We start from the raw sequence: 26,477 nt of genomic DNA, 5'->3' as shown, positions 1-26,477 counted from the left end.
ACGAGCGCAGGAGCCTGTCTGCTTCGAGTCCCACACCCCCCAAGGAGTAAGCACCATGTCCCACAAGCGTAGGTGTCGTTCCCTGTCCTTCCTCACCGCCGCCGGCCTGCTGGCCCTGACCGCCTGCGGCTCCCCCGCCGGCAGCTCACCGGCCACCGGCGCCGCCTCGGCCACCGGATCATCGCCGGCCGCCCCGCCGAAGAACGCGGCGGTGCCCGAGGTCCAGGCGCTCGTCCCCGACAAGTACAAGTCCAGCGGCGAGCTGGTCTTCGCGACCAATGCCCCCTATGCGCCGCTGGAGTTCTTCAAGGACGACAACAAGACCCTCACCGGCTTCGACATCGACCTCGGGAACGCGATCGCCGAGACCATGGGCCTGAAGGCCCGCTGGGAGAACATCTCCTTCGACTCCATCATCCCGGGGCTCCAGGCGGCCAAGTACGACGTCGGCATGGCGGGCTTCAGCGTCGAGCACGAACGGCTGGACGCGATGGACTTCGTCTCCTACTACCTGTCCGGCGGCGGATTCCTCGTCAAGAAGGGTTCGGGCATCGAGGTCAACGCCTTCGACCAGCTCTGCGGCTACCGGGTGGCGGTCCAGAAGGGGGTCAGCCAGGTCGACGCGGTCACCGAGGCTAGCGCCACGTGTACCAAGAACGGCAAGAAGCCCATCACGGTCCTGCAGATCCCCGACCAGAACGTCGTGGTGCTCACCCTGCAGTCCGGCCGGGCCGACATCGCGGTCGGAGACAAGCCCCAGGTCGAATACGCCGCGGCTCACTCCGGCAACGCGATGTGCGTGATCAGTACGTACCAGACCAGCCACAGCATCGCCGGCATCGCGGTCCCCAAGGGCAACACACCGTTGCTCAAGGCCCTGCAGGCGAGCATCAACTCCCTGATCAAATCCGGCGGTTACGCCGAGATCGCCAAGACCTGGGGCACGGGTGTCGCCGTCGAGGGGGCCACGCTGAGCGCGGACTACGAGAAGGTCTCGGCTCCCTGGGGCGTGGGACCGGACGGGACGGTGATCGAGTCCAAGATCTTCACCGATCCCGACGAGATCAAGGCCGGCCACACGTACTACTTCCAGCCGGTGATGAAGGGCTGCGCCTAGGCCATGGCGTACCCATCAGATCGCCCCGACCTCACCATCAAGGCGGTCCCGCAACGGCACCCCTTCCGCTGGCTGGCGGCGGGAGTGACCGCGGTCCTGATCGTCGGCGTCGTGTCCTCCGCCTTCACCAACCCCCGCTACCAGTGGGACGTGGTGGCGCGGTGGCTGACGGACGGGACCATCCTGTCCGGCCTGCTGCTGACGCTCCAGCTCACCTGTGTGTCCATGGTGATCGGTGTCCTGATGGGCATCGTCCTCGCCGTGATGAAGGGGTCTGCGAACAAGCTGCTGTCCAGCACCTCAAGCAGCTACATCTGGTTCTTCCGCGGCACTCCGCTCCTGGTCCAGCTGGTCTTCTGGTTCAACATCAGCGCGCTGTACCCGAGGATCGCGGTGGGTCTTCCGTTCGGCGGCCCGGATCTGCTCTCCCTGGACGCCAACCAGGTCATCACCCCGATGACGGCGGCCATCCTGGGGCTGGCTCTCAACGAGGCGGCGTACATGGCGGAGATCGTCCGGGCCGGGATCCTGTCCGTGCCGCCCGGCCAGATCCAGGCGGCCAACGCGCTGGGCATGACCGGACTGCAGACCACCCGGAAGATCGTCCTTCCCCAGGCGATGCGGGTCATCATCCCGCCGACCGGCAACCAGACGATCTCCATGCTCAAGACCAGCTCCCTGGTCAGCGTGCTGGCCATCCCGGATCTGCTCTACAGCGCCCAGATCGTCTATTCGCGAACCTTCCAGACCATCCCACTGCTGATCGTGGCCAGTCTGTGGTACCTGCTCGTGACCTCCCTGCTCACCGTCGCGCAGAGTTTCGTCGAGCGGCACTTCTCGCCCGACGCCGACCGCCCGGACCGGCGCTTCCGCCGGTCGCGGCCTCGCCAGGAGGGACTGACATGACCGGGGAACCCCTGCTGCGGGCCGAGCGCGTATGCAAAAGCTACGGCCGTCACCAGGTGCTCAAGGGCATCGACCTGGAAGTCCGGCGCGGAGAGGTCATGTGCGTCATCGGCCCGTCCGGGTCGGGGAAGAGCACCTTCCTGCGGTGCGTCAACCACTTGGAGCGCATCCAGTCCGGCCGGATCTGGGTCGACGGCGAACTGATCGGCTACCGCCAGTCGGGAGACCGGCTGCACGAGTTGTCCGCCCGCGCGCTCAGCCGCCAACGGGCCGAGATCGGCATGGTGTTCCAGGATTTCAACCTCTTCTCCCACTACACCGCTGTGGAGAACGTGATGGCCGGCCCCGTCATGGTGCGGGGAGAGTCGCGGGAGCCCGCCCGCGACCGGGCGGTGGAGTTGCTGCGCCGGGTCGGACTCGGCGACAAGCTCGACGCCTACCCGCGCAGGCTGTCGGGAGGCCAGCAGCAGCGGGTCGCCATCGCCCGCGCCCTGTCCATGCGCCCCAAACTCATGCTGTTCGACGAACCCACCTCGGCCCTGGACCCCGAACTGGTCGGCGAGGTCCTCGACGTCATGCGCGACCTGGCGGGCGAGGGCCTGACGATGATCATCGTCACGCACGAGATCGGCTTCGCCCGCGAAGTGGGCGACACCCTGGTCTTCATGGACGACGGCGTGGTCGTCGAATCCGGGACGCCCGCGCAGGTCATCGGCAATCCCGTGCACGACAGGACCAAGGCGTTCCTGTCCAAAGTGCTCTAGCACCACCAGGAGTCCTCTCTCATGACCATCCGCAACACCTACGACATAGCAGTGCTCGGGCTCGGCGCCATGGGCTCCATGGCCGCCTGGCGCGCGGCCGCCCGGGGCGCCTCGGTGATCGGCATAGAGCAGTACGGCATCGCCCACGACCGAGGTTCCTCGCACGGCGGTTCGCGGATCTTCCGCAAGACCCTCTTCGAAGGCCGCGAGTACATCCCGGTCGTCGAGCGGGCGCACACCCTCTGGCAGCGGCTGGAGGCGGAGTCGGGGACCACGCTGCTCCGCCGCTCCGGCGGGCTGTGCATCGGCCCCCGCGATGGCGCGCTCATCGACGACGCGCTGCGCTGCGCGAAGGAGGCCGACATCGAACACCTGCTGCTGGAGCCGGACGAACTCGCCGCCCGCTACCCCCAGCACGCCACCATCGCCGGCGATGTGGCCGTGCTGGAGCCCGGAGCCGGGGTCCTCGACCCCGAGGCGGCCATCGCCGCCGCCCTGAGCCGTGCCGCGGCGGCCGGCGCCCGGCTGCACTTCCAGACCCAGGTGACGGCGCTGCGCCACGACGACGGCGGCGTACGGGTGGAGACCGGCGACGGCACCTTCAACGCCCGGCGCGCGATCGTGGCCACCGGGGCCTGGTTCACCGACCTGCTGCCTGACCTGGCTCTTCCCCTGCGCGTGCAACGCTCGCTGCTCTCCTGGTTCACCGGCCCGGACCGCGAGTCGTACCGGCCCGAGGTGTTTCCGGTCTTCATCCGGGAGAGCGGGACGGTCGACGGCTGGGGCATTCCGGACGTCGACGGCAGAGGGGTGAAGGTGGGCGCGGGTCCCACCGCGCCCAAACGGTGGCTCGACCACGCCCGCGACAACGACTACCCGGTGAGCGAGAGCGACCTGCTCCCGGCCGAGGAGTTCTGCCGAACCGCGTTCCCCGGCCTCACCCCGCGTGCCGTCGCCGCCGCCGCCTGCATGAACTCCAAGACTCCCGACGGTGACTTCGTCATCGGCGTTCCCTCCGGCGCGCCCGCCCTGGTCCTGGCCGGGGGGATGTCCGGCCACGGCTTCAAGCACGCCGCCGGGATCGGGGACATCACCGTCGACCTCGCCCTCGACGGGGCCTGCGACATCCCTCTCGACCGGTTCTCACCGGATCGCTTCGCCGGGAAGGAGAGCTGACCGTGGAGTACCGCCCTCTCGGCCGCTCGGGGCTGCGCGTCAGCCCCATCGCCCTCGGCACCATGAACTTCGGCCCCGAGACCTCCGAGGACGACGCCCGCCTCATCATGGACGAAGCCGTCGAGGCGGGAGTCAACCTCTTCGACACCGCGGACGTCTACGGCGCCGACGCGAACCGCACCATCGCCGACCACGATCCCGCCAAGGGGCTCACCGAGCAGATCATCGGCCGCTGGCTGGCCGACCGTCCAGGCCGGCGCGACCAGATCGTGCTGATCTCCAAGGCGTACGGCCGCATGGGACCGGGCCCGAACGACATGTACCTGTCGGCCCGGCACATCCGGCGAGCCTGCGAGGCGTCGCTACGCCGGTTGAACACCGACCACCTCGACATCTTCCTGCTGCACCACGTCGACCGCGCCACCGGCTGGCCGGAGATCTGGGAGGCGCTCACCGACCTGCGGCAGGCGGGCAAGATCCGGTACGCGGGCACCAGCAACTTCGCCGCCTGGCAGATCGTGCAAGGGCAGGAGGCCGCCCAGGCCCGCGGGCTGTTCGGCCTGGTGGCCGAGGAGAGCATCTACAACCTCATGGAGCGCGCGGCGGAGCTGGAGGTCCTGCCCGCCTGCCGCGCCTATGGCATCGGCGTGCTCCCGTACAGCCCGCTCAACTCCGGGCTGCTCGGCGGGATCCTCGCCAAGACCCGCACCGCCGCCCGCAGCGCCAGCTCGCGGGCCACCACCCAGCTCGACCGGTGGGGCGACCGCATCGCCGCCTATGAGGCGCTGTGCGGCGAACTCGGTCACCCGCCCGCCACCGTCGCCCAGGCGTGGCTGTGCCACCAGCCCGGAGTGACCGCTCCCGTCGTCGGCGCCCGCACCCTGGCGCACCTGCGGGACGGGCTGGCCGCCGCCGAACTGAACCTGTCCCCCTCAGACCTGGCCGCGCTCGACGCCGTCTTCCCCGCGTCCGGCCCAGCACCGGAGGCATACGCATGGTGAACACCTCGCCGCCCTACCAGCGCTTCGAGCTGGAGAACTGGCAGTCCGACTACGAGCAGACCGTACGGTTCAACCTCTCCGACAGCACCATCGACCCGGTCTCGCTCGCCGAGCTCCTCGGCCCGGAAGCCGACCTCGGGGCGCTGCTGGCCACCGAGCTGTACTACCCCGAGGTCAACGGCGAGCGGGAGCTCCGCGAGCTCATCGCAGCCGGTTATCTCGGCGGTGACCTCACGGCGGACAACGTCCTGGTCACCGTCGGCGCCTCCGAGGCCAATGCCGCCATCGTCGACGCCTACTGCCCGCCCGGCTCCCGGGTCATCGTCATGGAGCCGGGATACCAGCAGGTCTGGGGTCTGGCCAGGAACCGGGGCTGTGACGTGCGCGCCTTCCGGCTCGATCCCGAGCGCGGCTGGCGGCCGGATCTGCGGGCGCTCAGCGACCTGGCGGTCCCCGGCACCTCGGTCATCTACGTCTGCAACCCCAACAACCCGGTCGGCTACATCCTCGACGAGGACGAGATGACCGCCATCGTGGAGATCGCCGAACGCTGCGGCGCCTGGCTGGTCGCCGACGAGGTCTACCACGGCAGCGAGCACGACCCGGCCGCCCCCGCCCGTACCTTCGTCGGCCGCTATGACCGGGTCATCGGCGTCAACAGCATGTCCAAGTCGTACGGACTGTCGGGCCTGCGCGTCGGCTGGGCAGCCGGTCCGCCCGACGTCATCCGGAAGCTGTGGCGGCGTCACGAGTACGCGGCCATCGCGACCGGGCGCCTGGACAACGTCCTGGCCGCCCTCGCGCTGCAAACGGACACCGCGGCCCGCATCCTCGGCCGCAACCGCGCGGCGATGGGCGAGGGATGGGCCCTGTTCGAGGACTGGAAGCGGTCACTCGGGGGCCTCGTCACGGCGCACCGGCCGATGGCCACTCCCCTGGCCTTCGTCCGCTTCGCCACCGCGCTTGACTCCGTCGAGGTCGGGCATCGTCTACGTGTCGACGCCTCCACGCTGATCTGCCCGGGGGTGTATTTCGGGTGCGAAGGTTATCTCCGGATGAACGTCGGATTCGGCCTCGACTACGTGGCCCAGGCACTTGAGGCCATGACACCGGTGGTGCGCGCCATGGCCGAACAGGATCCCGCCCATGACTGAGACCCCGCGCGTGAGCTTGCGCGTGCTTCCCGAGACGTACGCGGTGTGCCGCATGGACCCCGCGGCCGAGCACACCGTCCCGGTCACGGGAACGGGCTCGCTCTACTGCCTGACCAGGACCGCCGACGAGCTGTCCCTCGTCTGCCCCGAGGCTCTCGCCCCACGGGCGGAGGCCAGGGTCGAGCCCGGCTGGACCTGCCTGGTGGTGGCGGGTCCGCTGGACTTCTCCCTGACGGGCATCCTCGCGTCGATCGCCGGGCCACTCACCGAAGCCAATATCCCGATCTTCGTGGTCTCGACCTATGACACGGACTACGTTCTGGTCAGGTCCGAACAGGCGGATGCCGCGTTCGCGACCCTGGCCGCAGCGGGTCACACCGTCACCCCGGTATAGCCAGGCGTACCCTCCCTTCACGATGGATGTGAGATGAACACCGAACCCCCTGACGATCTGTTCGCCCCGGTCGTGGTACGCAGTGCGGCCGCGCAGGTCGCGGACCGGATCGTCACGGCCATCCGGGACCAGCCGATCGAGCGCTATGAGCGCCTGCCCTCGGAGCGCGACCTCGCCCAGCGGCTGGGGGTCAGCCGCCCCACGCTCCGCGAGGCGCTCGCCGCCCTCGAACTCGCCGGCATCATCCAGTCCTATCAGGGGCGGGGCAACGTCGTCGTCGCCACCGCCTCGCATGTGGAGAACTGGGGCATCGAGCTGCTGCCGACCCAGGTCTTCGAGGCCCGGCTCGCCGTGGAACCACAGCTCGCCGAGCTCGCCGCGGCCAAGCGCTACCCCGAGGACATCGAACAACTGAAGGCCATGGGCCGAGCGCTCGAAGAGGAGTTCCGCACGACCGGCCACTACCAGAGCGACCTGCCGGTTCACCGGGCCATCGCCCGCGCCGCCCGCAACCCCATCCTGGAGCGGGCCCTGGAGGAAGCACTGCGCTACACCGAGTCGCCACGCTGGGTGGCGCTCCGCTCCCAGGCGCTGATCCCCGACCACACCCGCAAGGGCCACATGGACGAGGCGCGGATGGTGATCCAGTACATCGAGGACGGCGACGCCGAGCGGGCGGGCGAGATCTGGCGGCAGCACCTGAGGTTCTTCCGTGACGAGATGCTCGCCGGCCTCAAAGCCCGCCCCTTGCCCGTGGACGACGCGGCCGGCCCCTAGGGACACCTCAGGCCAGGAGTTCGCGGGCCAGCGCCTCGCTCCACCACCGCTGGACTCGATCGGGTGACCAATCGCGTTCGGTGGTGAGCGTGGTGTAGACGTCGATGTTGCAGACGGCCGCATAAATGTCGACGGCCGCCCGCACGTCCAAGCCGGATCGCAGGACGCCGGCCGGCCAGGAGGAGAACACCTGGACCCGGGTCTCGTCGCCCCGGCCGCGGGCGTCGCGGTAGGTCGTCGCCAGTTCGGGCTCGGTACGGCCGGCCTCGCGCACCAGCGTGATGATGTCTCCCGCGCGTTCGAACAGCCGCCGGTCATAGGCGGCCATCGCCGCGAGCTGCCGCCCGGGGTCCGTCGCCGGGGCCTCCAGCTCCGCGAGCATCCGCGGCACGTCGGCCGACAGGTCGGCCGCGTCCGCCAGGGCCCGGGTCAGCCCGGCCTTGTTCCCATACGTCGAGTAGACCGTCGGCACGGAGACCCCCGCCTCGCGGGCCACGTCGCGTACGGTCGTCGCCGCCCACCCCTGGGAGACGAAGAGCCGGCGGGCGGCCTGGGCGATCTCGGCCCGCGTCTCCTGCGCCTGTGTGGTCCGGCGCAACGAGTCGTAGCGGCGCCGGCCCGGCTCTGCATCCATGATTCACTCCACATGACTTTACGCTGTTTATAATGAATACATGCTACGACAACCCACCATGGGCTTCCCCCAGATCAGCGGTATCGCCGCCCTCGGCTTCGCCGGGCTGATCGTCCTCAGCAACGTGATCGCGGTCCCCGCCGGCCTGCCGCTCACCGGCGCCGAGATCGGCGAGGTCACCGCGTTCTTCGGCGCGAAGGGCGGCATCGTCGGCATCTCCTCCGCGCTCACCCCCGCCGCCTGGGTGCTGGCCACGCTGTTCGGCGCGGGCGCGGTCTCCGCGCTGCGGCGGTCCGAGCACGACCGGGGCGAGGCCTGGTCGCTGCTCGGATTCACCGGCCTGGCCCTGCAGAACGCCGCCTTCGCCGGGATCATCGCGATCCGCCTCGCGCTCGCCCACGACAGCACGGCGAGCTCGGGGCTCTGGGGGTTGCACGGCGCGCTGTTCACCCTCAACGGCACCTTTCTGGCCCTCGCCATGCTCGGCCTGTCGATCGGCGGCCTGCGTGCCGGTCTCCTCCGGTCATGGCATGGCACCTGGGGGCTGGTGTCGGCCGCGCTGATGTTCGGCTCGGCCACCCTCGCCCCCTTGGTCATCGACCACGCCGGTCCGCTCGGCCTGCTCGGTCTGCTCGGCTGGCTGATGTGGGTGGTCTGGATCATCACGTACGGCATCACGCTGATCCGCCTCAACCGCGACCAGACGCGTTAGCGCCGCCGTACGGCCTGGACGGCGACATCTCGGGTGAGCGCGGCGGCGCTGTCGTAGGCCGAGGCGAACGCCGCGTCGCCGAGCAGGGCGCGGGCGCGTTCGGCGGGCCGCAGCAGATTGTCGAACCCGCTGAGGTCGGCGGTCCCGCGCAGCGCGGTGGCCAGGCCGAGCAGGTGGGCGGCCCGCGCGGGTTCGCCGTCGGCCAGCGCGAGCGCGGCGCACAGGTGTGCCGCGCCGGCCAGGGTCGGCATGTCCGCCGCGTCGGCGGCCAGCTCGATCGCGGTGTCGAGCAGCGGCCGGGCGCCGGCCACGTCGCCGTCGAGCAGGGCGGCCATCGCCCGGTAGCAGCCGGCCGACGCGCGGACCGCGGAGTAGGGGGTCGCGGCTTCCACCGCGTCGAGCTCACGCCGGGCCGCCGCCCGCTCGCCGCGTCTGAGCAGGACCTCGGCCCGCGCCAGCCGGACGTACTCGATGCCCTCCTGCTTACGCAGCCGCTCCACGAACTCCCAGGCCGCCTCCATGTCGGCCTGGGCCAGGTCGAGCTCGCCGAGCCGGGCGCGCGAGATCGCGAGGTAGGCCAGGATGGCGGCCTGATCTTCGAGGATGCCGAGCTCGCCGGCCAGGCGGAGCGCCTCCAGCCGCGCGTCGATCGAGGCGGCCAGGTCGCCTTGGCGGGCCTGGTGTTCGGCGAGCATCCGCAACGCCGAGGACAGGGCCCAGCGTTCGCCGAGGGCCCGCAGCCCTTGGCGGGCCTCCTCCAGGAGGGTGAAGGCCCGGGTGATGTCGCCCTCGCTCTCCGCCATGATCGACAGCATCAACAGCGTCGTCGCCCGTTCCCAGCCGGTGAGCCGCGGCAGCATCCGTCCGGCGGCCCGCGCGGCCCCCGCCGGATCGCCCAGCCACACGGGCGCGAACAGCAGCAGGACCCGCCCGGACAGCTCGCCGTCCAGCCGGTCACGCAGCTCGATGCCGGTGTCGACCGCCTGCCGGGCCGCCTCGGCCGCGCCGAGCCCGTGGTGGGCGAACCCCTCCAGCACCAGCCGCACCGGGCGCTGCGCGTCGGGCACCTCGCCGGGCAGGTCCAGGATGCCGCGCGCCCAGTGCATGCCCTCGATGTTGCGGCCCTGCAAATACCAGAACCACCACAGGGCCGCCAGGAGCCGCACGCCCAGCTCCGCGTCCGCCGCCTCGGCCGCGTACCGCAGCGCGGCCAGGAGGTTGTCGTCTTCGGCCCGCAGTCGCGCCATCCAGTGAAGCTGGTCCGCCGCGCGCAGCTCGGCGTCGGCGGTTTCGGCGAGCCGGAGGAAGTGGCGGGCGTGCCGGTCGCGGACCGCCCGGTCCTGTCCGGCCTCGATCAACCGCGCCATCCCGTACGACCGGACGGTCTCCTGCATGCGATAGCGCTCGCCGGAGAGCTCGACCAGGGACTTGTCCACCAGCGCGGTGAGGGCGTCGAGCACGTCGGCGGCCTCTGGCCCGCTCACCGCTTCGAGCGCGCCGAGCGTGGCGCCACCGGGGAAGGCGGCCAGGAGCATCGCGAGTTCGCGTTCGCGGCCGGACAGCAGATCCCAGCTCCAGTCCACGACGGCCTGCAGGGTCCGGTGCCGTGGCAGGGCCGTACGGCTGCCGCTGGTGAGCAGGCGGAAGCGGTCGTCGAGCTTGGCCGCGATCTGCTCGACGCTCAACGCGCGCATCCGCGCGGCGGCCAGCTCGATGGCCAGCGGCATCCCGTCGAGCCGTGCGCAGATCTCGATGACGGTGGCGAGGCTGCCCTCGTCCGGCACGAAGCCGGGACGGACCGAGAGCGCGCGCTCGATGAAGAGCCGCACGGCCGGATAGGTCCGCGGATCGTGGACCGTGGCCGCCGGCCACTCCAGGGGCGGGATGGGGTAGAGGCTCTCGCCGCCGATGGCCAGGGACTCCCTGCTCGTGGCCAGGATGCGCAGGTCGGGGCAGGCGCCCAGCAGGCGGTCGGCCAGCACGGCGACGGCCGACACGACGTGCTCGCAGTTGTCCAGGACCAGCAGCACACGCCGGCCCTCCAGCGCCTCGGCCAGCCGGCCGGTCGCGTCACGGTGCGCCGCTGCGCCCTCGGACTCGAACCAGCCGGCGTCTCTGGCGCCGATCGCCGTGAGCACCGCGTGGGCGACGTCGAGCGGCTCGGTCACCGCTGCCAGCTCGACCAGCCAGACGCCGTCGGGCGCGAGCTCGGCGGAGCGGTCGGCGACCTCGGCGGCCAGCCGCGTCTTGCCCGCGCCGCCCGGCCCGACGACGGTGACCAGCCGACCGGCTTCCAGCGCCTTCGCGAGCTGCGCGAGCTCCTGCTCCCGGCCGACGAAACTGGTCACCTGGGCGCGCAGGTTGGTGCGCCGGGTCCGGCTGCGGGACTGCTGCCGCGGATCGTGGCGGAGGATCGCCAGGTGGAGCTCGGCCAGCTCCGCCGACGGATCGACCCCGAGCTCGTCGGCCAGCGTGCTCCGGGTCCGCTCGTAGGCGTCGAGCGCGTCCGCCTGCCGGCCGGCCGCGTAGAGGGCACGCATCAGCAGGCCCTGCAGGCGTTCGCGCAACGGGTGCGCGGCGGCCAGCGGCCGTAGCTCGCCCAGGATGTCGGTGCCTTCGGCCAGCTCCAGCTCCAGCCGCTCTTCCGTGGCCGACAACCGCAGCTCGGCCAGGCGTACCCCCGCGGGGGCGGCGAACGGCAGGTCGGCGAGATCCGCGAGCGCGGGCCCCCGCCACAGGCTTTCGGCCGCGCGGAGCGCCGCGAGGCTGCCGGCGGTCGTCAGCCGCTCGAACCGGGTGACGTCGACGTCGTCGGGTTCGAGCGCCAGGCGGTAGCCGGGCGGTTGCGACTCGATCGCCGCGGCGCCGAGCAACCGGCGGGAGCGGGAAACCAGGGACTGCAGGGCGTTGGCGCTGCCCGCCGGCGGCTCATCGCCCCAGATGGCCGCGGTGAGAACGTCGATCGGCACGACCCGGCCGGGTTCGAGCGCGAGCCTGGCCAGCAGTGCGCGCACCCTCGCGCCGGGGATCTCGACCGGCTGGTCTTCATCGTCGCGTATCTCGAACCGGCCGAGCAGCATCACACGCACGCCCCAAGCTTGCCACCCGGCGGACGGCGGCGGCGCCGATCATCGCGCGCGAGCCAGCCGGCGGCCGAGGCGCTGCATGGGCTGCTCCAGGAATCGGTAGGTCAGCCAGCTGCCCGGCAGGACCACGCCCATGACGAACAGGCCGATGCCGATCTGCATCGGCCAGGGCGACCAGCGCATTTCGCCCACCACCTGGATGACGAGGGTGAGGATCGGCAGGTGCGTCAGGTAGAGGGAGTAGCTGATCACTCCGAGCCAGGTGAGGACGTACGGCACGCGCCGCCTACGCCAGGCCATGCCACCGGCGAACGTCAAGGCCGCCAGGGCGATGGTCAGCGCCCACACCTGAGGCCGCACCCACCACCACCCGGCGTTGATCGCCCAGAAGGGGGACAGCGTCACCAGCGACGCGGCCAGGGCCACCGGCCACAGACCGCCCTGCCCACGCTCCCATCGATGGATCGCCGTGCCGATGAACATCACCGCGAGCATCGCGGCGCCGAACCACGGCACACGGCTGCTCAGCAGCAGCAACGCCAGCGCCATCACCCCCAGCGCGCAGCACGCGGCCGTCCGCATCCGGCCGGAGATCACACACACCAGCCCGACGGCGAACACCGCGAACGACACCCAGGCCAGCCACCCGCCGGCCAGCGGCGTGCTGGACAGCGCGAGGCCGGTGATGACGGCGGCCAGCCCGAACGCGACCGCCAGCAGCCCGCGACCACCACGGTTCCCGGTCACGAACAGAGCGGCCACCAGCAGGTAGAAGACCATCTCGTACGACAGCGTCCACATGGTGTTCACCACGGCACCGGAGCCGACCACGTCCATCAGCATGGTCGCGTGCGCGGCCACCGAAGAGGGATCCCGGGGCACCTCGGCGCGCACCGGTATCCACCACGACAGGGCCAGGACCAGGCCGACGACCGCGAGGTAGAGCGGGTACAGGCGGAAGAGGCGGCCGATCCAGAAGGCCCGCACGTCGCCGTGCCGCTCCAGCGAGATCGGGATGACGTACCCGCTGACCAGGAAGAACACCAGCACGCCGTACATGCCGAGGTTGAAGGAGGTGGGCCGTAACCAGGGCATGGCCCAGGTCATCAGGTGCTCACCCACGACCGCGAGCGCGCCGATGCCCCGCAGCGCGTCCAGCCAGGCGAGTCTGGGCAGCGCCGGTTGAACGACTTGGGGGGCCTCTAGGTGAGAAGTCGTCATATGGTCCAACGTATCGAAACGGTGACTCCGCCAGGCACACTTGTCTTCCCCTGGTGCTAGCTTTCGCCCATGGTCCTGGATGTGCTCTTCCTGCTCGGGGCGCTGGCCTTGATCCTGGCCAACGGGATCTTCGTCGCGGCGGAGTTCTCCCTGGTGACCGTCGAACGCGTACGGGTCCACCAGCTCGCGCAGGCCGGGGATCGGGGCGCGCAGGGGATCGAGGCCGCGGTGCGGCGGCTGTCGTTCCACCTGTCCGGGGCGCAGCTCGGCATCACCGTCACGTCCCTGCTGCTCGGCGTCGTGGCCGAGCCGGCCATCGCCGACCTGCTCGAACCGCTGCTGGACGACGTTCCGGCCGGTCGTGGCGCCGCCGTCGTCCTGGCGATCGTCATCTCCACGGTGGCGCAGATGGTCCTGGGCGAGCTGGTGCCCAAGAACGCCGCCCTGTCGAGGCCGATGGCCGTGGCCAGGCTGGCGACGCCGCCGCAGCGGGTGTTCTCCGCGGCGTTCGGACCGCTGATCAAGGTGTGCAACGCGGTGGCCAACGGCCTGGTCCGCCGTCTGGGGGCCGAGCCGCAGGAGGAGCTCGCCTCGGCCCGCTCCCCCGAGGAGCTGGGCCTGCTGGTGCGGCTCTCGGCCGAGGCCGGGGTGCTGCGGCCGAGCACGGCCGCCATGCTCCAGCGGGCGCTGCGCTTCGGCGGCAAGATCGCGGCCGAGGCGATGACCCCGCGTACGGACTGCGTGACCATAGCCGGATCCAGCAGCGTCGCCGAGTTCCTCAAGCTGGCCCGCCGCACCCGGCACCTGCGCATCCCGGTGGGCGGCGCGGAGCTGGACGACATCCTCGGCGTGGCCAGCGTCCCCCGCGCGTGCGCCGTGCCGGTGGCGGAGCGGGAACGGACACCGGTGACCGCGATCGCCAGGCCGGCGGTCACGGTGCCGGAGTCGGTGAACCTGGAGGTGGTTCAGGAACGGCTCAGCTCGACGGGTGTCGAGATGGCCGTGGTGATCGACGAGTACGGCGGCTTCGCCGGCATCGTCACCGTGGAAGACCTGGTGGAGGAGCTGATCGGCGACATCGCCGACGAGTACGACCTACCCGAGGAGGAGTCGGCGGAGCCCACGGCCGCGCTGCTCGCGCCGGGCGCCTCGATCAGCGCGCCGGCCGTGCTGCGGGCGGACGAGGTCGAGGAACGCACCGGGTTCCGCATGCCCGAAGGGCCTTACGAGACGCTCGCGGGCCTGGTCATGGCCCAGCTCGGCCGCATCCCCGATCCAGGCGACGAAGTCGACGTCGACGGGTGGACGCTCCGGGTGGAGTCCATGCGTAACCGGCGCATCGAGCAGATCACCCTCACCGCGCCGAGTCAGGACCTCTCATGACCATCACCGACGGCTTGGTCCTCGTGCTGCTCCTGGCCGTCAACGGGTTCTTCGTGGGCGCCGAGTTCGCCCTCATCTCCGCGCGCCGTACCCAGCTCGATCCGCAGGCGCAGGCGGGCTCGCGCCGGGCGCAGGCGGTGCTCGCCGCCATGAACACGATGCCCACGATGCTGGCGGCGGCCCAGCTCGGCGTGACGCTGGCCTCGCTCATGCTCGGCGCCTTCGGCGAACCGGTCGTGGCACGTGCCCTGGAGCCGCTCTTCGCGGCCGTGGGGCTGCCCGAGAAGATGGTGCATCCGGTCGCCTTCGCCCTGGCGCTGCTCCTGGTGGTCTCCGCGCACGTGATCATCGGTGAGATGGTGCCGAAGAACCTCGCGCTGTCCGGCCCGAACACGGCGGCGCTGTGGCTGGTGCCTGCCCTGTTCGTCCTCGCCCGAGCGATACGCCCGCTGCTCACCCTGATCAAGGCCATGTCGGACGTGGTGCTGCGGTTGCTGCGCATCCCGCCGACCGACGAGATCCGCACCGTCTACACCTCGGAGGAACTCCCGGTGCTGATCGAGGAGTCTCGCCAGCACAAACTGCTCCGCCAGGACGAGCGCGACCGGATGATCGCCACGCTCGCGTTGCACGCTCGCCCGGTCGCCACGGTCATGGTGCCGATCGACGAGGTGGTGAGCGTGCCCGCGACGATCGACAGCCTCGGGCTGCAGGAGTACGCGGGCCGCTACGGTCACTCCCGGTTCCCGGTGCACGGCGACAGCCCCGCCGAACTGCGCGGCTACCTGCACGTCCTGGACGCGCTCAACGGGCACGGCTCGCGTCAGCCGCTGCCGATCCGCCCCCTGCCGCTGATCGGCGAGACGGCGACGCTCGCGGACGTCCTGGCGACCATGCGTAAGCGACGGGCCCAGCTCGCCGCCGTGACCGATGCCGGCGGGCAGATGCTCGGCGTGGTCACCCTGGACGACGTACTCAGCGGTATCGTCCGCCAACCTCCGAATTTGTGACAAACATACGAACAGACACAGTTTTGTGGGTGACAGCGGGATATATGGCCGGGAGACTGGGCTGGACACCACATAGGCGACAAAAGAGGAGAAGGTTTCGTGTCTGATGAACCCTCGCAATCCGATCCGGCACTGCCCTCCAAAATCGACGCCACCAAGCCGCATCAGGCTCGGGTGTGGAATTACTGGCTGGGCGGAAAGGACAACTACCCGGTAGACCGCGAGCACGCCGAACAACTGCGGCAGATCTACCCGGGCATGGAGGACATCGCCCGCCACGCACGCGCTTTCCTGGGACGCGCCGTCCGATACCTTGCCGAAGAGGCAGGTATCCGGCAATTCCTGGACATCGGCACCGGACTGCCGACCGTCGACAACACCCATGAGGTCGCCCAGCGCGTCGACCCGGCCTCCCGCGTCGTCTACGTCGACAACGATCCCCTGGTGCTGGTGCACGCCCAGGCGCTGCTGACCAGCGATCCCCGGGGCGCCTGCGACTACATCGAGGCCGACGTGCGCGACCCCGACACGATCCTCGACTACGCGGCCAAGACGCTGGACCTCACCCGGCCCACCGCGCTCATGCTCCTCGGCGTCATGGGCACGATCTTCGACGACGACCAGGCGCACGCCCTGACGCGGCGGCTGCTGGACGCGCTGCCGTCAGGCAGCTTCCTGGTGTTCGAGGACGGCACGAACACCATCAAACCCGATGCGGCCGCGGAAGCCGGACGGCTCCACGACGAAGAGCAGTCCTACTCCTACCGCCTGCGCACCCCCGACGAGATCGCCCACTTCTTCGACGGCCTCGAACTGGTGGATCCGGGCGTCGTCTCGGTCTCCCGCTGGCGGGTGGAAGCCGCCGTGTTCGGCGTCCCCGACGAGGTGGACGCCTTCTGCGCCGTGGCCCGCAAGCCGTAGGCCTACTCCTCGTCCGGTTTGCCGATGATCTGATCGAGGATCGCCCGGGTCGCGGCCGACGGCTGCGCGTGGATGCCCAGCTCGTCCATCAGATGGTGGTACGGGTGCACGTCGGATCGCCTGGTGAGGTACTGGGCGCTGGCGATCTGTTCGAGGTAGACCATGTCGTCGAGGTCGGCCTGGGCGAAGCGCAGGATGGTGATGGGGCCGACCCCGCCGATGTGACCGCAGTAGCTGAACGGCAGCACCTGGATGGTGACGCGGGGGCGGTCGGCCATCTCCTTGAGGTGCTCGAGTTGCGCGCGCATCGTGGCGGCGTCGCCGACCTGACGGCGCAGCGCCGCCTCATCCAGCACCACCCAGAGCGTGGGCGCCGTGGCCGCCTGGAGGAGCCGCTGGCGGCGCATCCGGAGCGCGACCCGGCGCTCGATCTCCTCCTGCGGGCTGTCCGGATCGCCACACGTGATCACCGCGCGGGCGTAGTCCTCCGTCTGGAGCAGGCCGGGGATGTACTGGACCTCGTACGTACGGATCATCGCCGCGTCCTGCTCCAGCCCGAGGTAGTCCTCGAACCAGTCGGGCACCACGTCGCGGTGGTCGTGCCACCAGCCGGGAGCGTTGGCCTGCCTGGTCAGCGAGAGCACGACCGCGCGCTCGGCCTCCTCGACCACGCCGTACAGGGTGAGTAGATCTTCCACGTCGCGCAGCTTGAAACTGGTCCGCCCGCATTCCAGGCGGCTGATTTTGGAATGCGAACTGCGGATCGCGTATCCCGCGGCGTCACGAGTGATACCCCGTGACTCCCGCAGCCGGCGCAGTTGCCTGCCCACCAATATCCGCAGCGCTGTCGGCCCGGACTGACGATACTCCAAACCGGAAATTTCGGTCAGATCATCAATCTCCCGAGCATTCGGCATATAAGCTCCCAGGTCGGCAAACTGTAGCAGTCTGACGCTTCAGACAATCCTGCCACGCTAGCCAGCTTTGCCGCCATGAGGCGGGTTAATAGCGGGAATACCAGGTCGCTCGCGGCACACTCCCCAAGCCGCCGACGAGCGCTGTACACCCCTTGCGACGGGACGGTCCGGGACGGGCGGCGCCGCCCCGAACCCACGGCCAGCTCACGAACCTCCGCGACTACGGAGTTGCAGCTTGCCTTCATTACGCTGAGGAGATAACCTACAACTGAACATGGAGGTTCCAAGATCCCACAGGGAGGTTCGGAAAGATGTTGCTCACTTCGATCGACCCGTTCTTCCAGGAGTTCGAGCGCCAGTTCAACCGCCTGGCTCGGCAAGCCGCCGACCAGGGCGCCATCATGCCCATGGACGGGTTGCGCCGCGACGACGACGTGGTCCTCCGCTTCGATCTGCCGGGGATCGACCCCGACTCCATCGAGGTGACCGTCGACCGTGGCGTCCTGAGCGTCAGCGCCCGCCGCGAGGAGGAGATCGGCGAGGACGAGCGGCTGTTCGTCCGCGAACGTCCGATGGGCACCTTCACCCGCCGCGTCTACCTGTCCGAGCACCTGGACAGCGAAAAGATCGACGCCGGCTACGCCAACGGTGTCCTGACCCTCCGCATCCCCGTCCTCGACCGCGCCAAGCCACGCAAGGTGGAGATCCACCGCAGCGACACCAAGGCCATCCGGGCGTGACGCGGCCATCCGAGGGGCGGGCCCCGAGCGCGTCTCGGACCCGCCCCTCGGACGAACCAGGAGACCCCCATGCCTGAGCTGCCCTTCGACGACGAGCACGCGCCGCTCTACTCCCTGGGCCAGGTGGCCGACATGCTGCAGGTCCAGCAGGCATACCTACGCCGGCTGGACCAGCACGACGTGCTCAGCCCGAGCCGCTCCACCGGCGGCCAGCGCCGCTACTCACGTCATGACATCCTGATCGTCCAGCACATCACGCGGATGGCGGACGAGGGCATGACACTCAAAGCCATCCGCCGCATCCTCGAACTCGAACGCGAGCTCGCCCGGCTGCGCGCCGAGCTCAAGCAAGCCCGCGCCGTCCTCACCGAACTGGGCCTGGCCTGACCTCCGCCGACGGGCTAACGCTGCTCCATCCCGTGCAGGCGGAGCAGGTTCTGGCCGAGGATCTTGCGTTTGGCCTGGTCGGTGAGTTGCGGGTAGCCGTAGCCGTCGCACAGGTCCTGCGGGATCTGGAAGTCCTTGAACGCCCGCAACGCCCACTGCGGATGGAAGATCGGCGCCTCCGACCCGTACACGATCTTGTCTTCGCCGCACCAGAACAGCAGCTTCCCGATGATCTCGGCGAACATCCTGGGCGCCCTGACCACGAAGTTGATCGTCGCCGCCAGCGAGGCGTACAGGTTGGGATAGCGGATGAGCTGCCAGCACGTCTCGTCGAGGAACGGCAGCCCGACGTGGAAGATGACGAAGGTGATGTCGGGGAAGTTGGCGGCGGCGCCGTCCATGTCCCAGGTCTGGGTGTGCTCGATCGGCTGCGGCCCGAGCGGGACGCCCTTGTGCACGCCGATCAGGTTCACCCCCAGGTCGCGGGCCTTCTCGAAGATGGGGAAGGCCACCCGTGGGTCGTCCATCCGCCACGGGTAGGGCGCTCCGTAGTCGTAGCGGACGTTGTACAGCTTGAAGGCGCGCGCGTTGTACTCACCGACCTGACGTTCCATCAGGTCGAGCGCCTTGCGGCCCTCCAGGGGGTTGACCGTGCCCCAGAACACCGTGCGCTCCGGGTCACGGGCGGCCAGCTCGGCGCACTCCGTCCAGGGCGACAACCCGTCGTGGTAGAGATCGGTCAGCGGTAACGGCATCGCGACCAGCATGTCCGTGTCCGACTCCTCGTACACCATGCGCCGGATGTCGCCGACCGTCCACTGACGCAGGAACTCCTCCGGCGACAGCTTGGTCTCCCCGTCGGGCGTGAGCGTGGTGTGGAAGGCGTAGAGGTGGTTGGAGAACATCTGGCCCGGTGTGCCGTACGCGTTCTTCGGCTCGAAGTTGAAGATGTGCGCCACGCTGTCGAACACGAAGACGTCGTCGATCATGTCAGCTCCACCCGCGCCCGCCCGGCCGTCACCTCGACCGACCTGACCAGCCCCATCTCGACGACCGAGATGCCCTTCTCCCTGCAGCAGGGGTCATAGACCCCGGCCAGCGCCTGACTCGCCCACTGCGGTATGTCCGCCATGGCCACATCGTCCGTCCGAGGCCCGGTCACGGGTAGACCGCCGGTTTTCAGATGGCGCACATTGGAAGCATGGCTGCCGCACCCAGCGACTTGATCCAGAGCGTCTCCCGCGCGCTACGCGTCCTGGAGGAGGTCGCGCGGGCAGACCGGCCGCTGACGGTCAAGGTCATCGCGCGCCGCTGCGGGCTGAACCTGTCGACGTCCTACCACCTGGTACGGACGCTGTGCTACGAGGGCTACCTGCACCGGCGGCAGGACGGCGACTACGTGCTCGGCACGAAGGTGGCCGAACGCTTCCACGAGATGCTCGGCGCCTTCGGCCGACCGCCGCGGGCCGGGGCCGTGCTGCGTCACCTGGCCGCGAGCACCGGCCACACCGCCTACCTGGCGCGGCTGTCCGCCGGGCGGGTGGTCGTGGTGGAGGTGGCCGAGGGGCCGTGGGCATCTCGGCGCGCGGACTGGCCGTCCCGGCTCCCGCGACCGCGGCGCTGCGCCTCGCCGCCGCCGATCTGGCGATAGCATTCGGGCCGGGAACGGAGCTCGCATGAGGGTCATCATCTTTGGCGCCACCGGCATGGTCGGGCAGGGCGTGCTACGGGAATGCCTGGTCGACGACCGGGTGGAGGCCGTTCTCACGGTCGGCCGCACCCCCACCGGCCGTACCCACGACAAGCTGCGCGAGATCACGCACGGCGACCTGCTCGACCTCACCCCGATCGAGGCAGACCTGTCCGGCTATGACGCGTGCTTCTTCTGCCTCGGCGTCTCCTCGGCGGGCATGAGCGAGCAGGACTACCGGCGCGTCACCTACGACTACACGCTGGCGGCAGGCGACACTCTCGCGCGGCTCAGCCCCGGCTCGACGTTCGTCTACGTGTCCGGGGTGGGCACCGACGAGCACGGCCGGGCGATGTGGGCCCGGGTCAAGGGCCAGACCGAGAACGCGCTGCTGGCACTGCCGCTTGAGGCGTTCATGTTCCGGCCCGGCTACATCCAGCCCATGCACGGCGTCACCTCGCGGACGACCTGGTATCGGCTGGCGTACGTGGCGATGGCGCCGCTCTATCCTGTGCTGCGGCGGCTCTTCCCCAAGGCGGTGACCACGACCGAGCAGATCGGCAGAGCCATGATCACCGTGGCCGAGCGCGGAGCGCCCCGGCGGGTGCTCGGACCACTGGAGATCAACGCCCTCTGACCGTACGGAATAATCCCGGGCCACCTGCTGCTTGGGCGATTGTTGAACTTTCAATAGTAAGGGGCGGTGAGCGATATGCAGTTCGGGATCTTCAGTGTGGGCGACGTGACCATGGACCCCACCACCGGCAGGACGCCGACGGAGCATGAGCGGATCAAGGCGATGGTGGCCATCGCGCTCAAGGCCGAGGAGGTGGGGCTGGACGTGTTCGCGACCGGCGAGCATCACAACCCGCCGTTCGTGCCGTCGTCGCCGACCACCATGCTCGGCTACATCGCGGCCAGGACCGAGCGGCTCACGCTGTCCACGGCCACGACGCTGATCACGACCAACGACCCGGTCAAGATCGCTGAGGACTTCGCGATGCTGCAGCACCTGGCCGACGGCCGGGTCGACCTGATGCTGGGCCGCGGCAACACCGGCCCCGTCTACCCGTGGTTCGGCCAGGACATCCGGCAGGGCATCCCGCTGGCCGTCGAGAACTACGCGCTGCTCCACCGGCTCTGGCGCGAGGACGTCGTCGACTGGGAGGGCCGATTCCGTACGCCGCTGCAGGGCTTCACCTCCACGCCGCGGCCGCTGAACGGGGTGCCGCCCTTCGTGTGGCACGGCTCGATCCGCAGCCCGGAGATCGCCGAGCAGGCCGCCTACTACGGTGACGGGTTCTTCGCCAACAACATCTTCTGGCCGAAGGACCACTTCATCCGGCTGATCACCCTCTACCGCCAGCGGTTCGCCCATTACGGTCACGGCACGCCCGAGCAGGCCATCGTGGGGCTCGGCGGCCAGGTGTTCATGCGGAAGAACTCGCAGGACGCGGTCCGCGAGTTCCGCCCGTACTTCGACAACGCGCCCGTGTACGGACACGGCCCGTCGCTGGAGGAGTTCGCCGAGGAGACGCCGCTCACGGTGGGCAGCCCGCAGCAGGTCATCGACAAGACGCTGACGTTCCGGGAGTCGTTCGGCGACTACCAGCGGCAGCTGTTCCTCATGGACCACGCGGGGTTGCCGCTGAAGACCGTCCTGGAGCAGCTCGACATCCTCGGGGAGGAGGTCGTGCCGGTACTGCGCCGGGAGTTCGCCGCGAACCGGCCGGCCGACGTCCCCGACGGCCCCGTCCACACCACCCGAGTCGCTGAGGTGAGTTCATGAAGCTCGTCGTCGTCACGGCGGGTCTGACCCAGCCGTCCTCCACCCGCCTGCTCGCCGACCGCCTGACCGAGGCGACCGTGCGGCGGCTTGACGACCCCGCGCCCGAGGTGCGGGTGATCGAGCTGCGCGACCTGGCCGTGGACATCGCGAACAACTTCGTCACCGGCTTCCCCGGCGCCCGGCTGCGCGAGGCGATCGAGGCGCTGACGGAGGCCGACGGCCTGATCGCGGTCACCCCCGTCTTCAGCGCCTCCTACAGCGGCCTGTTCAAGTCGTTCTTCGACGTCCTGGACCCCGCCGCGCTGGCGGGCAAGCCGGTGCTCATCGCGGCGACCGGCGGGACGGCGCGGCACTCGCTGGCGTTGGAGCACGCGTTGCGCCCGCTGTTCGCGTACTTGCGGGCCGTGGTGGCGCCGACCGCCGTCTACGCGGCGTCGGAGGACTGGGGCGGCGGTGGTGACGACTTCACCGACGGCCTGGCGGAGCGGATCGACCGCGCCGCGGGCGAGCTGGCCGACCTGTCGCGCAACCGCACCCCGGCACGAGAGCCCGTGGAGCCGGTCGTCCCCTTCGAACAGCAACTCGCCGCGCTACGCCGGTAAGGGGCCCAAATTTCACAACATAGGCCCCATAAGATGACTCCTGTGAGTATGGTTCGTTAGGAATCTTTCCTAACGAAGAGCAGGAGATCACGTTGCTCCGAACCACTCTCGTCGCCATGGTCACCTTAGCCACCACTCTCGCGCTCACGGGCACCAGCCAGGCCGCGGTCGACCTCACCGATCCGCACAAGAAGGACATCGCCATGCAGCTGGTGTCCAGTGCCGAGAACTCCTCGCTCGACTGGAAGGCCCAGTACGGCTACATCGAGGACATCGACGACGGCCGCGGCTACACGGCCGGGATCATCGGCTTCTGCTCCGGCACCAGCGACATGCTCGCGCTCGTCGAGCTCTACGCCGCCCGCAAGCCCGGCAATGTCCTGGCCAAATACCTGCCCGCGCTCCGCAAGGTCAACGGCACCGACTCGCACACGGGCCTCGACCCGAACTTCACCAAGGACTGGAAGACCGCCGCCAAGGACACCGTCTTCCAGACGGCGCAGAACGACGAGCGCGACCGCGTGTACTTCAACCCGTCGGTCAAGCAGGCCAAGACGGACGGCCTGCGGGCGCTGGGCCAGTTCATCTACTACGACGCGATCGTCATGCACGGCCCCGGCAGCGACAAGCTCAGCTTCGGCGGCATCAGGAAGACCGCGATGTCCAAGGCCAAGACCCCCGCGCAGGGCGGCAACGAGACGACGTACCTCAACGCGTTCCTGGACGCCCGCAAGGCCGCGATGAAGGCCGAGGAGGCGCACGAGGACACCACCCGCGTCGACACCGAGCAGCGCGTCTTCCTCAAGAACGGCAACCTCGACCTGAACCCGCCGCTGACCTGGAAGGTGTACGGCGACAGCTACACGATCAAGTCCTGATAGACGGACGACCGGCGCCTCTGCCACGCTCTGACCATGACCCACGCTGGCACGGTCTTATTGACAGGGGCGACGGGTGGCATCGGCTCGGCCATCGCCAAGGCGCTCCTGGACGCGGGCTACCGGGTCTTGGCCGTGGTCCGCGACCCCGCCCACCTGGGCGCCCTCGACGAGCACTGCGGGGTGGACGACGTCACCGGGCCGGGCGGGCGCGTGCACAAGGCCATCGGCTCGGGCCTGCCCGGCGCGGTGGGCGAGGTCGCCGGTCTGGGGGAGATCACCCCGATGGCGGCGAACCTCCCGTGGCCGGACATGATGACCCCGGCCGCTCCGTCCGCCGACGCCACCCTCACCGGTGTCGCCCCCGCAGGTGTCACCATCGTCGTGGCGGACCTGGCCCGGCCGGAGGCACTGGCCGCGGCGTTACCGGTGATCGGGGAGCTGGACGCGTTCGTGCACTGCGCGGGGATCGCCGAGGTCGTGGCCACCGCCGACAGCTCGGTGGAACTGTGGCGCGACACGTTCAACGTCAACGTCGCCTCGGCCGCCGAGCTCCTGCGCCTCCTCCTGCCCGCCCTGCGCACGCGCCGGGGCCGGGTGGTCCTCATCAACGCCGCACCCGGCCTGAGCCCCCGCGGCTGGCCCGCCTACGCGGCCAGCAAGGCGGCCCTGCGCGAGCTGGGCGACGCCGTACGGGACGAGGAACACCGGCACGGCATCCGGGTCACCACGATCTACCCAGGCGGCACGGCAACCGAGCTGCTGCGCAAGGTCCGGGCCGAGTTCGGCTCGCCGTACGACCCCGACCAGTGCCTGCGCCCGTCCACGATCGCCTCGCTGGTCCTGACCGCCCTCACCACCTCACCGGACGCCCACCTCACCGAACTCTCCGTCGGCTCGGCCGGCTGACCGGCGACCACAGGCGCCTGCGGGGCGTACGAGCCGTCCACCGCCTCAACCGGCGGCCCCATGCGGCCCATCCGCTACTTCGACCGACAGACCGGGCGGGAGGCCTGTCACCTCGGCCCTGCCGGAGCGGTCGATCGACACCGTGACGTCGGCGCCCGCCACTCGCAGGCCCCGCACCGTGACCGCGCCGAGCGGGGCTCCCGCGAGTGGACGCAGGAGCACCTTGCCGCCGGGTACGTCCGGATACAGGCCCACAGCCGCGTGCAGCAGTGTCACGGCGGCGGCGGCCGACCACGCCTGGGGGCGGCAGGCCGCCGGGTAGGCCACCGGGCGGCCGACCGTGTCCCGGTCGTCGCCCGCGTGGAGTTCGGGCAGGCGGTAGTCGAAGCCCTCCGCCGCCGCCAGCAGGCCCTGCCCCAGGTCCGCCGCCAGCCGCCCATGACCGGTCCTGGCCAGGCCGGCGAGAACGATGGCGGTGTCGTGCGACCAGACGGACCCGCAGTGGTAGGACAGCGGGCTGAACGCGCCGTCATCGGCCGACATCGTCCGGAGCCCGAAGGCGCCGGACATCGCCGGGGCGCCGAGCAGCTCCGCCACTCTCGCCTCCTCCCCCTCCGACAGCAGCCCTGTGCCGAGCAGATGGCCGATGTTGCTGGTCAGCGAGTCGACCGGCCGCTTGTCGCGATCGAGCGCCAGCGCGGGATAGCCGCCCTCGCGACTGGCGACCGACGCGGACTGACCGCTCCCCCTGTCTGTGGCCGACGCGGGGTGGCCGACCCAGAAACGGGCGCGGAAGCGGTCGGCCATCGTGCCCGCGTAGTCCAGCCACCGCTCGGCCCCCGGGCGGCCGAACGCCGTCAGCAGGGCGGCCCCCTGGTGGGCGGCGGCGCAGGCGTACCCCTGGACCTCCGACAGCGCGATGGGCGGTTCGGCCTGGCGGCCGTCGTGGAAGCGGACGGCGTCGCCCGAGTCTTTCCACCCCTGGTTGGCCAGGCCGTGGCCGGTCAGGTCGATGTACTCCAGGAAGCCGTCCCCATCCGGGTCCGCGTGGTCGCCGAGCCAGCCGAGCGCCGCCTCCAGGGCCGGGAGCAGGGGTTCGACCTGGTCGGCGGGCATGCCCCAGCGCCAGGCGTCGTACAGCAGGCCGATCCAGAGCGGGGTGGCGTCGATGGTGCCGTAGTAGGCGGCGGGCAGCCGCAGCCCGCCGCCGCTGTGCTCGTGGCGGCGCAGCTCGTGCATGATCTTGCCGGGCGCCTCGCCGGTGGCCGGGTCGACGTGGGTGCCCTGCCGTCTGGCCAGCACGCGGAGGGTGCTGGCCGCCAGGTCGGTGCCCAGAGGCAGCAGCATTCTGGCGGCCCAGAGGCTGTCGCGCCCGAACAACGTCAGGAACCACGGCACCCCCGCCCCCAGGAACGTGTCCCCGGGCTCCCCGGGCTCGGCCAGCCTGAGGGAGCGCAGGTCTTCGAGCGAGCGCGCCGCCAGCCGGACGAGCCGGGTGTCGTCGGCCGTCACCTCGGGGACGCTCCACTCCAGCGGCTTGGCCGGCGCGGTGACCACCGCGTCCGGGTCGTCGATCACGGCGGCCCACCGCAGCGTGACGCGCTCACCGGGCGCGAGCGAGATCTCCCACCGCAGCCGCCCGCCCGAAGAGCCACCTCCTTGGTACGGATTGCCGTCGAAGGAGCCTTGACCTGCAGGCGAGCCTCCGTCTTCCAGCGGGCCGGGATGCGGCTCCACCGTCGCGTTCTCGCCGGTCACCCGCACCCGGATGCGGCCGGATCGCCACTCCAGGGACCCACCGCCGGCGGACGGGACGAGCGAGGCAGGGGCCGGAGCGGCGGTGCCGCCGGACTTCACCAGCTCGATCGGGGCGAAGTCGCAGCTCAGGTCCACTGTGACGGTGGCCGTCACGGGTCGGGTCGCGGTGGAGGCGATCTCGATGAGCTCCGCCATCCGTCCGGGGGCGACCTCGCGAGTACGGTCGACGCGGACCGTGGGGTCCGCGATCGGATCGCCCAGCCGGCGGACCAGCGACACGAATCTGGTCCGGCCCGCGGCCTGCGCGGCATGCCCCACGGCCTCCGGCTCCCAGCCGTCCACGGCCAGCGTGACCTGGGACAATGCCCGCGCGTCCGCATGGAACAGACCCTGCACCCCGGCTGCCCTGATCTGCCCGTCGGTGCCGCTCAGCGCGGTCGTCGGTGCCAGGACCGTGCTGACGAGGTCGTGCAGCAACGGCTGCAGGCGGTGCGTGGCTTGGTCGAGCACAAGCGGCCCCCAAATCTTGACAGGCGAATCGTCCAAGGGAG

Annotated in this window: 27 protein-coding genes; 20 read left to right on the top strand and 7 right to left on the bottom strand. The window is 70.3% G+C overall.

Translation table 11 applies throughout. The features are described from left to right. Positions 1 to 55: 55 nt before the first annotated feature. The 8 genes from AB0B91_RS28140 to AB0B91_RS28105 are packed head-to-tail and all read left to right on the top strand — an operon-like array spanning position 56 to position 7,289. Complete coding sequence (locus tag AB0B91_RS28140; protein WP_358325589.1) at positions 56 to 1,117, top strand: ABC transporter substrate-binding protein; 1,062 nt, start codon at positions 56 to 58, stop codon at positions 1,115 to 1,117. Positions 1,118 to 1,120: 3 nt separating this feature from the next. Next, on the top strand, positions 1,121 to 2,023 hold the full coding sequence (locus AB0B91_RS28135; RefSeq protein WP_358325588.1) for an amino acid ABC transporter permease: 903 nt from the start codon (positions 1,121 to 1,123) through the stop codon (positions 2,021 to 2,023). Next, positions 2,020 to 2,787, top strand: coding sequence for an amino acid ABC transporter ATP-binding protein (locus tag AB0B91_RS28130; RefSeq protein ID WP_358325585.1), 768 nt, complete (start codon positions 2,020 to 2,022; stop codon positions 2,785 to 2,787). Before AB0B91_RS28135 ends, AB0B91_RS28130 begins: the two co-directional genes overlap by 4 nt. Positions 2,788 to 2,808: 21 nt before the next feature. Beyond that, the gene (solA, locus tag AB0B91_RS28125; RefSeq protein WP_358325583.1) at positions 2,809 to 3,963 is read left to right on the top strand and encodes an N-methyl-L-tryptophan oxidase; all 1,155 of its coding nucleotides are present in this window, start codon (positions 2,809 to 2,811) and stop codon (positions 3,961 to 3,963) included. 2 nt (positions 3,964 to 3,965) lie between these two features. Further along, positions 3,966 to 4,964 carry an aldo/keto reductase gene (locus AB0B91_RS28120; protein WP_358325581.1) on the top strand — a complete coding sequence of 333 codons (999 nt, stop codon included), beginning with the start codon at positions 3,966 to 3,968 and terminating at the stop codon, positions 4,962 to 4,964. Continuing rightward, entirely contained in the window at positions 4,958 to 6,118 is a 1,161-nt protein-coding gene (locus tag AB0B91_RS28115; protein WP_358325578.1) for an aminotransferase class I/II-fold pyridoxal phosphate-dependent enzyme, read from the top strand. The genes AB0B91_RS28120 and AB0B91_RS28115 overlap by 7 nt, the downstream gene beginning before the upstream one ends. Further along, on the top strand, positions 6,111 to 6,512 hold the full coding sequence (locus tag AB0B91_RS28110; protein WP_358325575.1) for an ACT domain-containing protein: 402 nt from the start codon (positions 6,111 to 6,113) through the stop codon (positions 6,510 to 6,512). The genes AB0B91_RS28115 and AB0B91_RS28110 overlap by 8 nt, the downstream gene beginning before the upstream one ends. Positions 6,513 to 6,545: 33 nt before the next feature. Next, positions 6,546 to 7,289, top strand: a complete 744-nt coding sequence (locus AB0B91_RS28105) for an FCD domain-containing protein (protein WP_358325572.1) — start codon at positions 6,546 to 6,548, stop codon at positions 7,287 to 7,289. A gap of 7 nt (positions 7,290 to 7,296) precedes the next feature. On the opposite strand, the gene AB0B91_RS28100 is transcribed toward AB0B91_RS28105, so the two are convergent. Beyond that, entirely contained in the window at positions 7,297 to 7,923 is a 627-nt protein-coding gene (locus AB0B91_RS28100) for a helix-turn-helix domain-containing protein (protein WP_358325569.1), read from the bottom strand. A 40-nt stretch (positions 7,924 to 7,963) separates the two neighbouring features. On the opposite strand from AB0B91_RS28100, the gene AB0B91_RS28095 reads away from it, so the two are divergent. Further along, positions 7,964 to 8,635, top strand: coding sequence for a hypothetical protein (locus AB0B91_RS28095; RefSeq protein WP_358325566.1), 672 nt, complete (start codon positions 7,964 to 7,966; stop codon positions 8,633 to 8,635). On the opposite strand, the gene AB0B91_RS28090 is transcribed toward AB0B91_RS28095, so the two are convergent. Together AB0B91_RS28090 and AB0B91_RS28085 are read right to left on the bottom strand one after the other, a co-directional pair. Continuing rightward, a complete protein-coding gene (locus AB0B91_RS28090) occupies positions 8,632 to 11,715 on the bottom strand; it encodes a BTAD domain-containing putative transcriptional regulator (RefSeq protein WP_358326031.1) in 3,084 nt (1,027 codons plus the stop codon). The two genes, AB0B91_RS28095 and AB0B91_RS28090, sit on opposite strands and share 4 nt — an antisense overlap. A 48-nt stretch (positions 11,716 to 11,763) precedes the next feature. Next, entirely contained in the window at positions 11,764 to 12,942 is a 1,179-nt protein-coding gene (locus AB0B91_RS28085) for an acyltransferase (protein WP_358325563.1), read from the bottom strand. Between the two features lie 69 nt (positions 12,943 to 13,011). Between AB0B91_RS28085 and AB0B91_RS28080 the strand changes: the two genes are divergently transcribed. The 3 genes from AB0B91_RS28080 to AB0B91_RS28070 all read left to right on the top strand — a co-directional run bounded on the left by AB0B91_RS28080 (position 13,012) and on the right by AB0B91_RS28070 (position 16,256). After that, positions 13,012 to 14,325, top strand: coding sequence for a hemolysin family protein (locus tag AB0B91_RS28080; RefSeq protein WP_358325560.1), 1,314 nt, complete (start codon positions 13,012 to 13,014; stop codon positions 14,323 to 14,325). Beyond that, positions 14,322 to 15,335, top strand: coding sequence for a hemolysin family protein (locus AB0B91_RS28075; RefSeq protein WP_358325557.1), 1,014 nt, complete (start codon positions 14,322 to 14,324; stop codon positions 15,333 to 15,335). The genes AB0B91_RS28080 and AB0B91_RS28075 overlap by 4 nt, the downstream gene beginning before the upstream one ends. 99 nt (positions 15,336 to 15,434) lie before the next feature. Next, positions 15,435 to 16,256 (top strand): SAM-dependent methyltransferase, encoded by an 822-nt coding sequence (locus AB0B91_RS28070; protein WP_358325554.1) that lies wholly within the window; start codon positions 15,435 to 15,437, stop codon positions 16,254 to 16,256. A gap of 2 nt (positions 16,257 to 16,258) precedes the next feature. On the opposite strand, the gene AB0B91_RS28065 is transcribed toward AB0B91_RS28070, so the two are convergent. Further along, positions 16,259 to 17,173, bottom strand: a complete 915-nt coding sequence (locus AB0B91_RS28065; protein WP_358325550.1) for a helix-turn-helix transcriptional regulator — start codon at positions 17,171 to 17,173, stop codon at positions 16,259 to 16,261. Positions 17,174 to 17,484: 311 nt separating this feature from the next. Here AB0B91_RS28065 and AB0B91_RS28060 point away from each other — a divergent pair, with 311 nt between their 5' ends. Then, positions 17,485 to 17,913 (top strand): Hsp20/alpha crystallin family protein, encoded by a 429-nt coding sequence (locus tag AB0B91_RS28060; protein ID WP_358325547.1) that lies wholly within the window; start codon positions 17,485 to 17,487, stop codon positions 17,911 to 17,913. A gap of 69 nt (positions 17,914 to 17,982) precedes the next feature. Continuing rightward, on the top strand, positions 17,983 to 18,300 hold the full coding sequence (locus tag AB0B91_RS28055; protein ID WP_358325544.1) for a MerR family transcriptional regulator: 318 nt from the start codon (positions 17,983 to 17,985) through the stop codon (positions 18,298 to 18,300). 14 nt (positions 18,301 to 18,314) lie between these two features. Here AB0B91_RS28055 and AB0B91_RS28050 read toward each other — a convergent pair whose 3' ends face one another. Then, entirely contained in the window at positions 18,315 to 19,289 is a 975-nt protein-coding gene (locus tag AB0B91_RS28050; RefSeq protein WP_358325541.1) for an amidohydrolase family protein, read from the bottom strand. Next, entirely contained in the window at positions 19,286 to 19,432 is a 147-nt protein-coding gene (locus AB0B91_RS28045; RefSeq protein ID WP_358325538.1) for an iron-sulfur cluster assembly protein, read from the bottom strand. Before AB0B91_RS28045 ends, AB0B91_RS28050 begins: the two co-directional genes overlap by 4 nt. A 69-nt stretch (positions 19,433 to 19,501) precedes the next feature. Between AB0B91_RS28045 and AB0B91_RS28040 the strand changes: the two genes are divergently transcribed. From AB0B91_RS28040 to AB0B91_RS28015, 6 genes are all read left to right on the top strand, one after another. Next, positions 19,502 to 19,951 (top strand): helix-turn-helix domain-containing protein, encoded by a 450-nt coding sequence (locus AB0B91_RS28040; protein ID WP_358325536.1) that lies wholly within the window; start codon positions 19,502 to 19,504, stop codon positions 19,949 to 19,951. Positions 19,952 to 19,976: 25 nt separating this feature from the next. Further along, on the top strand, positions 19,977 to 20,627 hold the full coding sequence (locus AB0B91_RS28035) for an NAD-dependent epimerase/dehydratase family protein (protein ID WP_358325533.1): 651 nt from the start codon (positions 19,977 to 19,979) through the stop codon (positions 20,625 to 20,627). Positions 20,628 to 20,702: 75 nt separating this feature from the next. Next, entirely contained in the window at positions 20,703 to 21,779 is a 1,077-nt protein-coding gene (locus tag AB0B91_RS28030) for an LLM class flavin-dependent oxidoreductase (protein ID WP_358326028.1), read from the top strand. Continuing rightward, positions 21,776 to 22,381 carry an FMN reductase gene (locus tag AB0B91_RS28025; protein WP_358325530.1) on the top strand — a complete coding sequence of 202 codons (606 nt, stop codon included), beginning with the start codon at positions 21,776 to 21,778 and terminating at the stop codon, positions 22,379 to 22,381. The genes AB0B91_RS28030 and AB0B91_RS28025 overlap by 4 nt, the downstream gene beginning before the upstream one ends. 92 nt (positions 22,382 to 22,473) lie before the next feature. Beyond that, a complete protein-coding gene (locus AB0B91_RS28020; RefSeq protein WP_358325527.1) occupies positions 22,474 to 23,259 on the top strand; it encodes a chitosanase in 786 nt (261 codons plus the stop codon). A 36-nt stretch (positions 23,260 to 23,295) separates the two neighbouring features. Further along, the gene (locus tag AB0B91_RS28015; protein WP_358325524.1) at positions 23,296 to 24,168 is read left to right on the top strand and encodes an SDR family NAD(P)-dependent oxidoreductase; all 873 of its coding nucleotides are present in this window, start codon (positions 23,296 to 23,298) and stop codon (positions 24,166 to 24,168) included. A gap of 45 nt (positions 24,169 to 24,213) precedes the next feature. On the opposite strand, the gene AB0B91_RS28010 is transcribed toward AB0B91_RS28015, so the two are convergent. Then, complete coding sequence (locus AB0B91_RS28010; protein ID WP_358325521.1) at positions 24,214 to 26,436, bottom strand: glycogen debranching N-terminal domain-containing protein; 2,223 nt, start codon at positions 26,434 to 26,436, stop codon at positions 24,214 to 24,216. Positions 26,437 to 26,477 lie beyond the last annotated feature (41 nt).

The sequence above is a fragment of the Nonomuraea sp. NPDC049141 genome, assembly GCF_040648415.1.
GTDB lineage: Bacteria > Actinomycetota > Actinomycetes > Streptosporangiales > Streptosporangiaceae > Nonomuraea.
The sequence above is the reverse complement of the archived record's forward strand: the minus strand, read 5'-3'. Positions and strand labels throughout refer to the sequence as shown.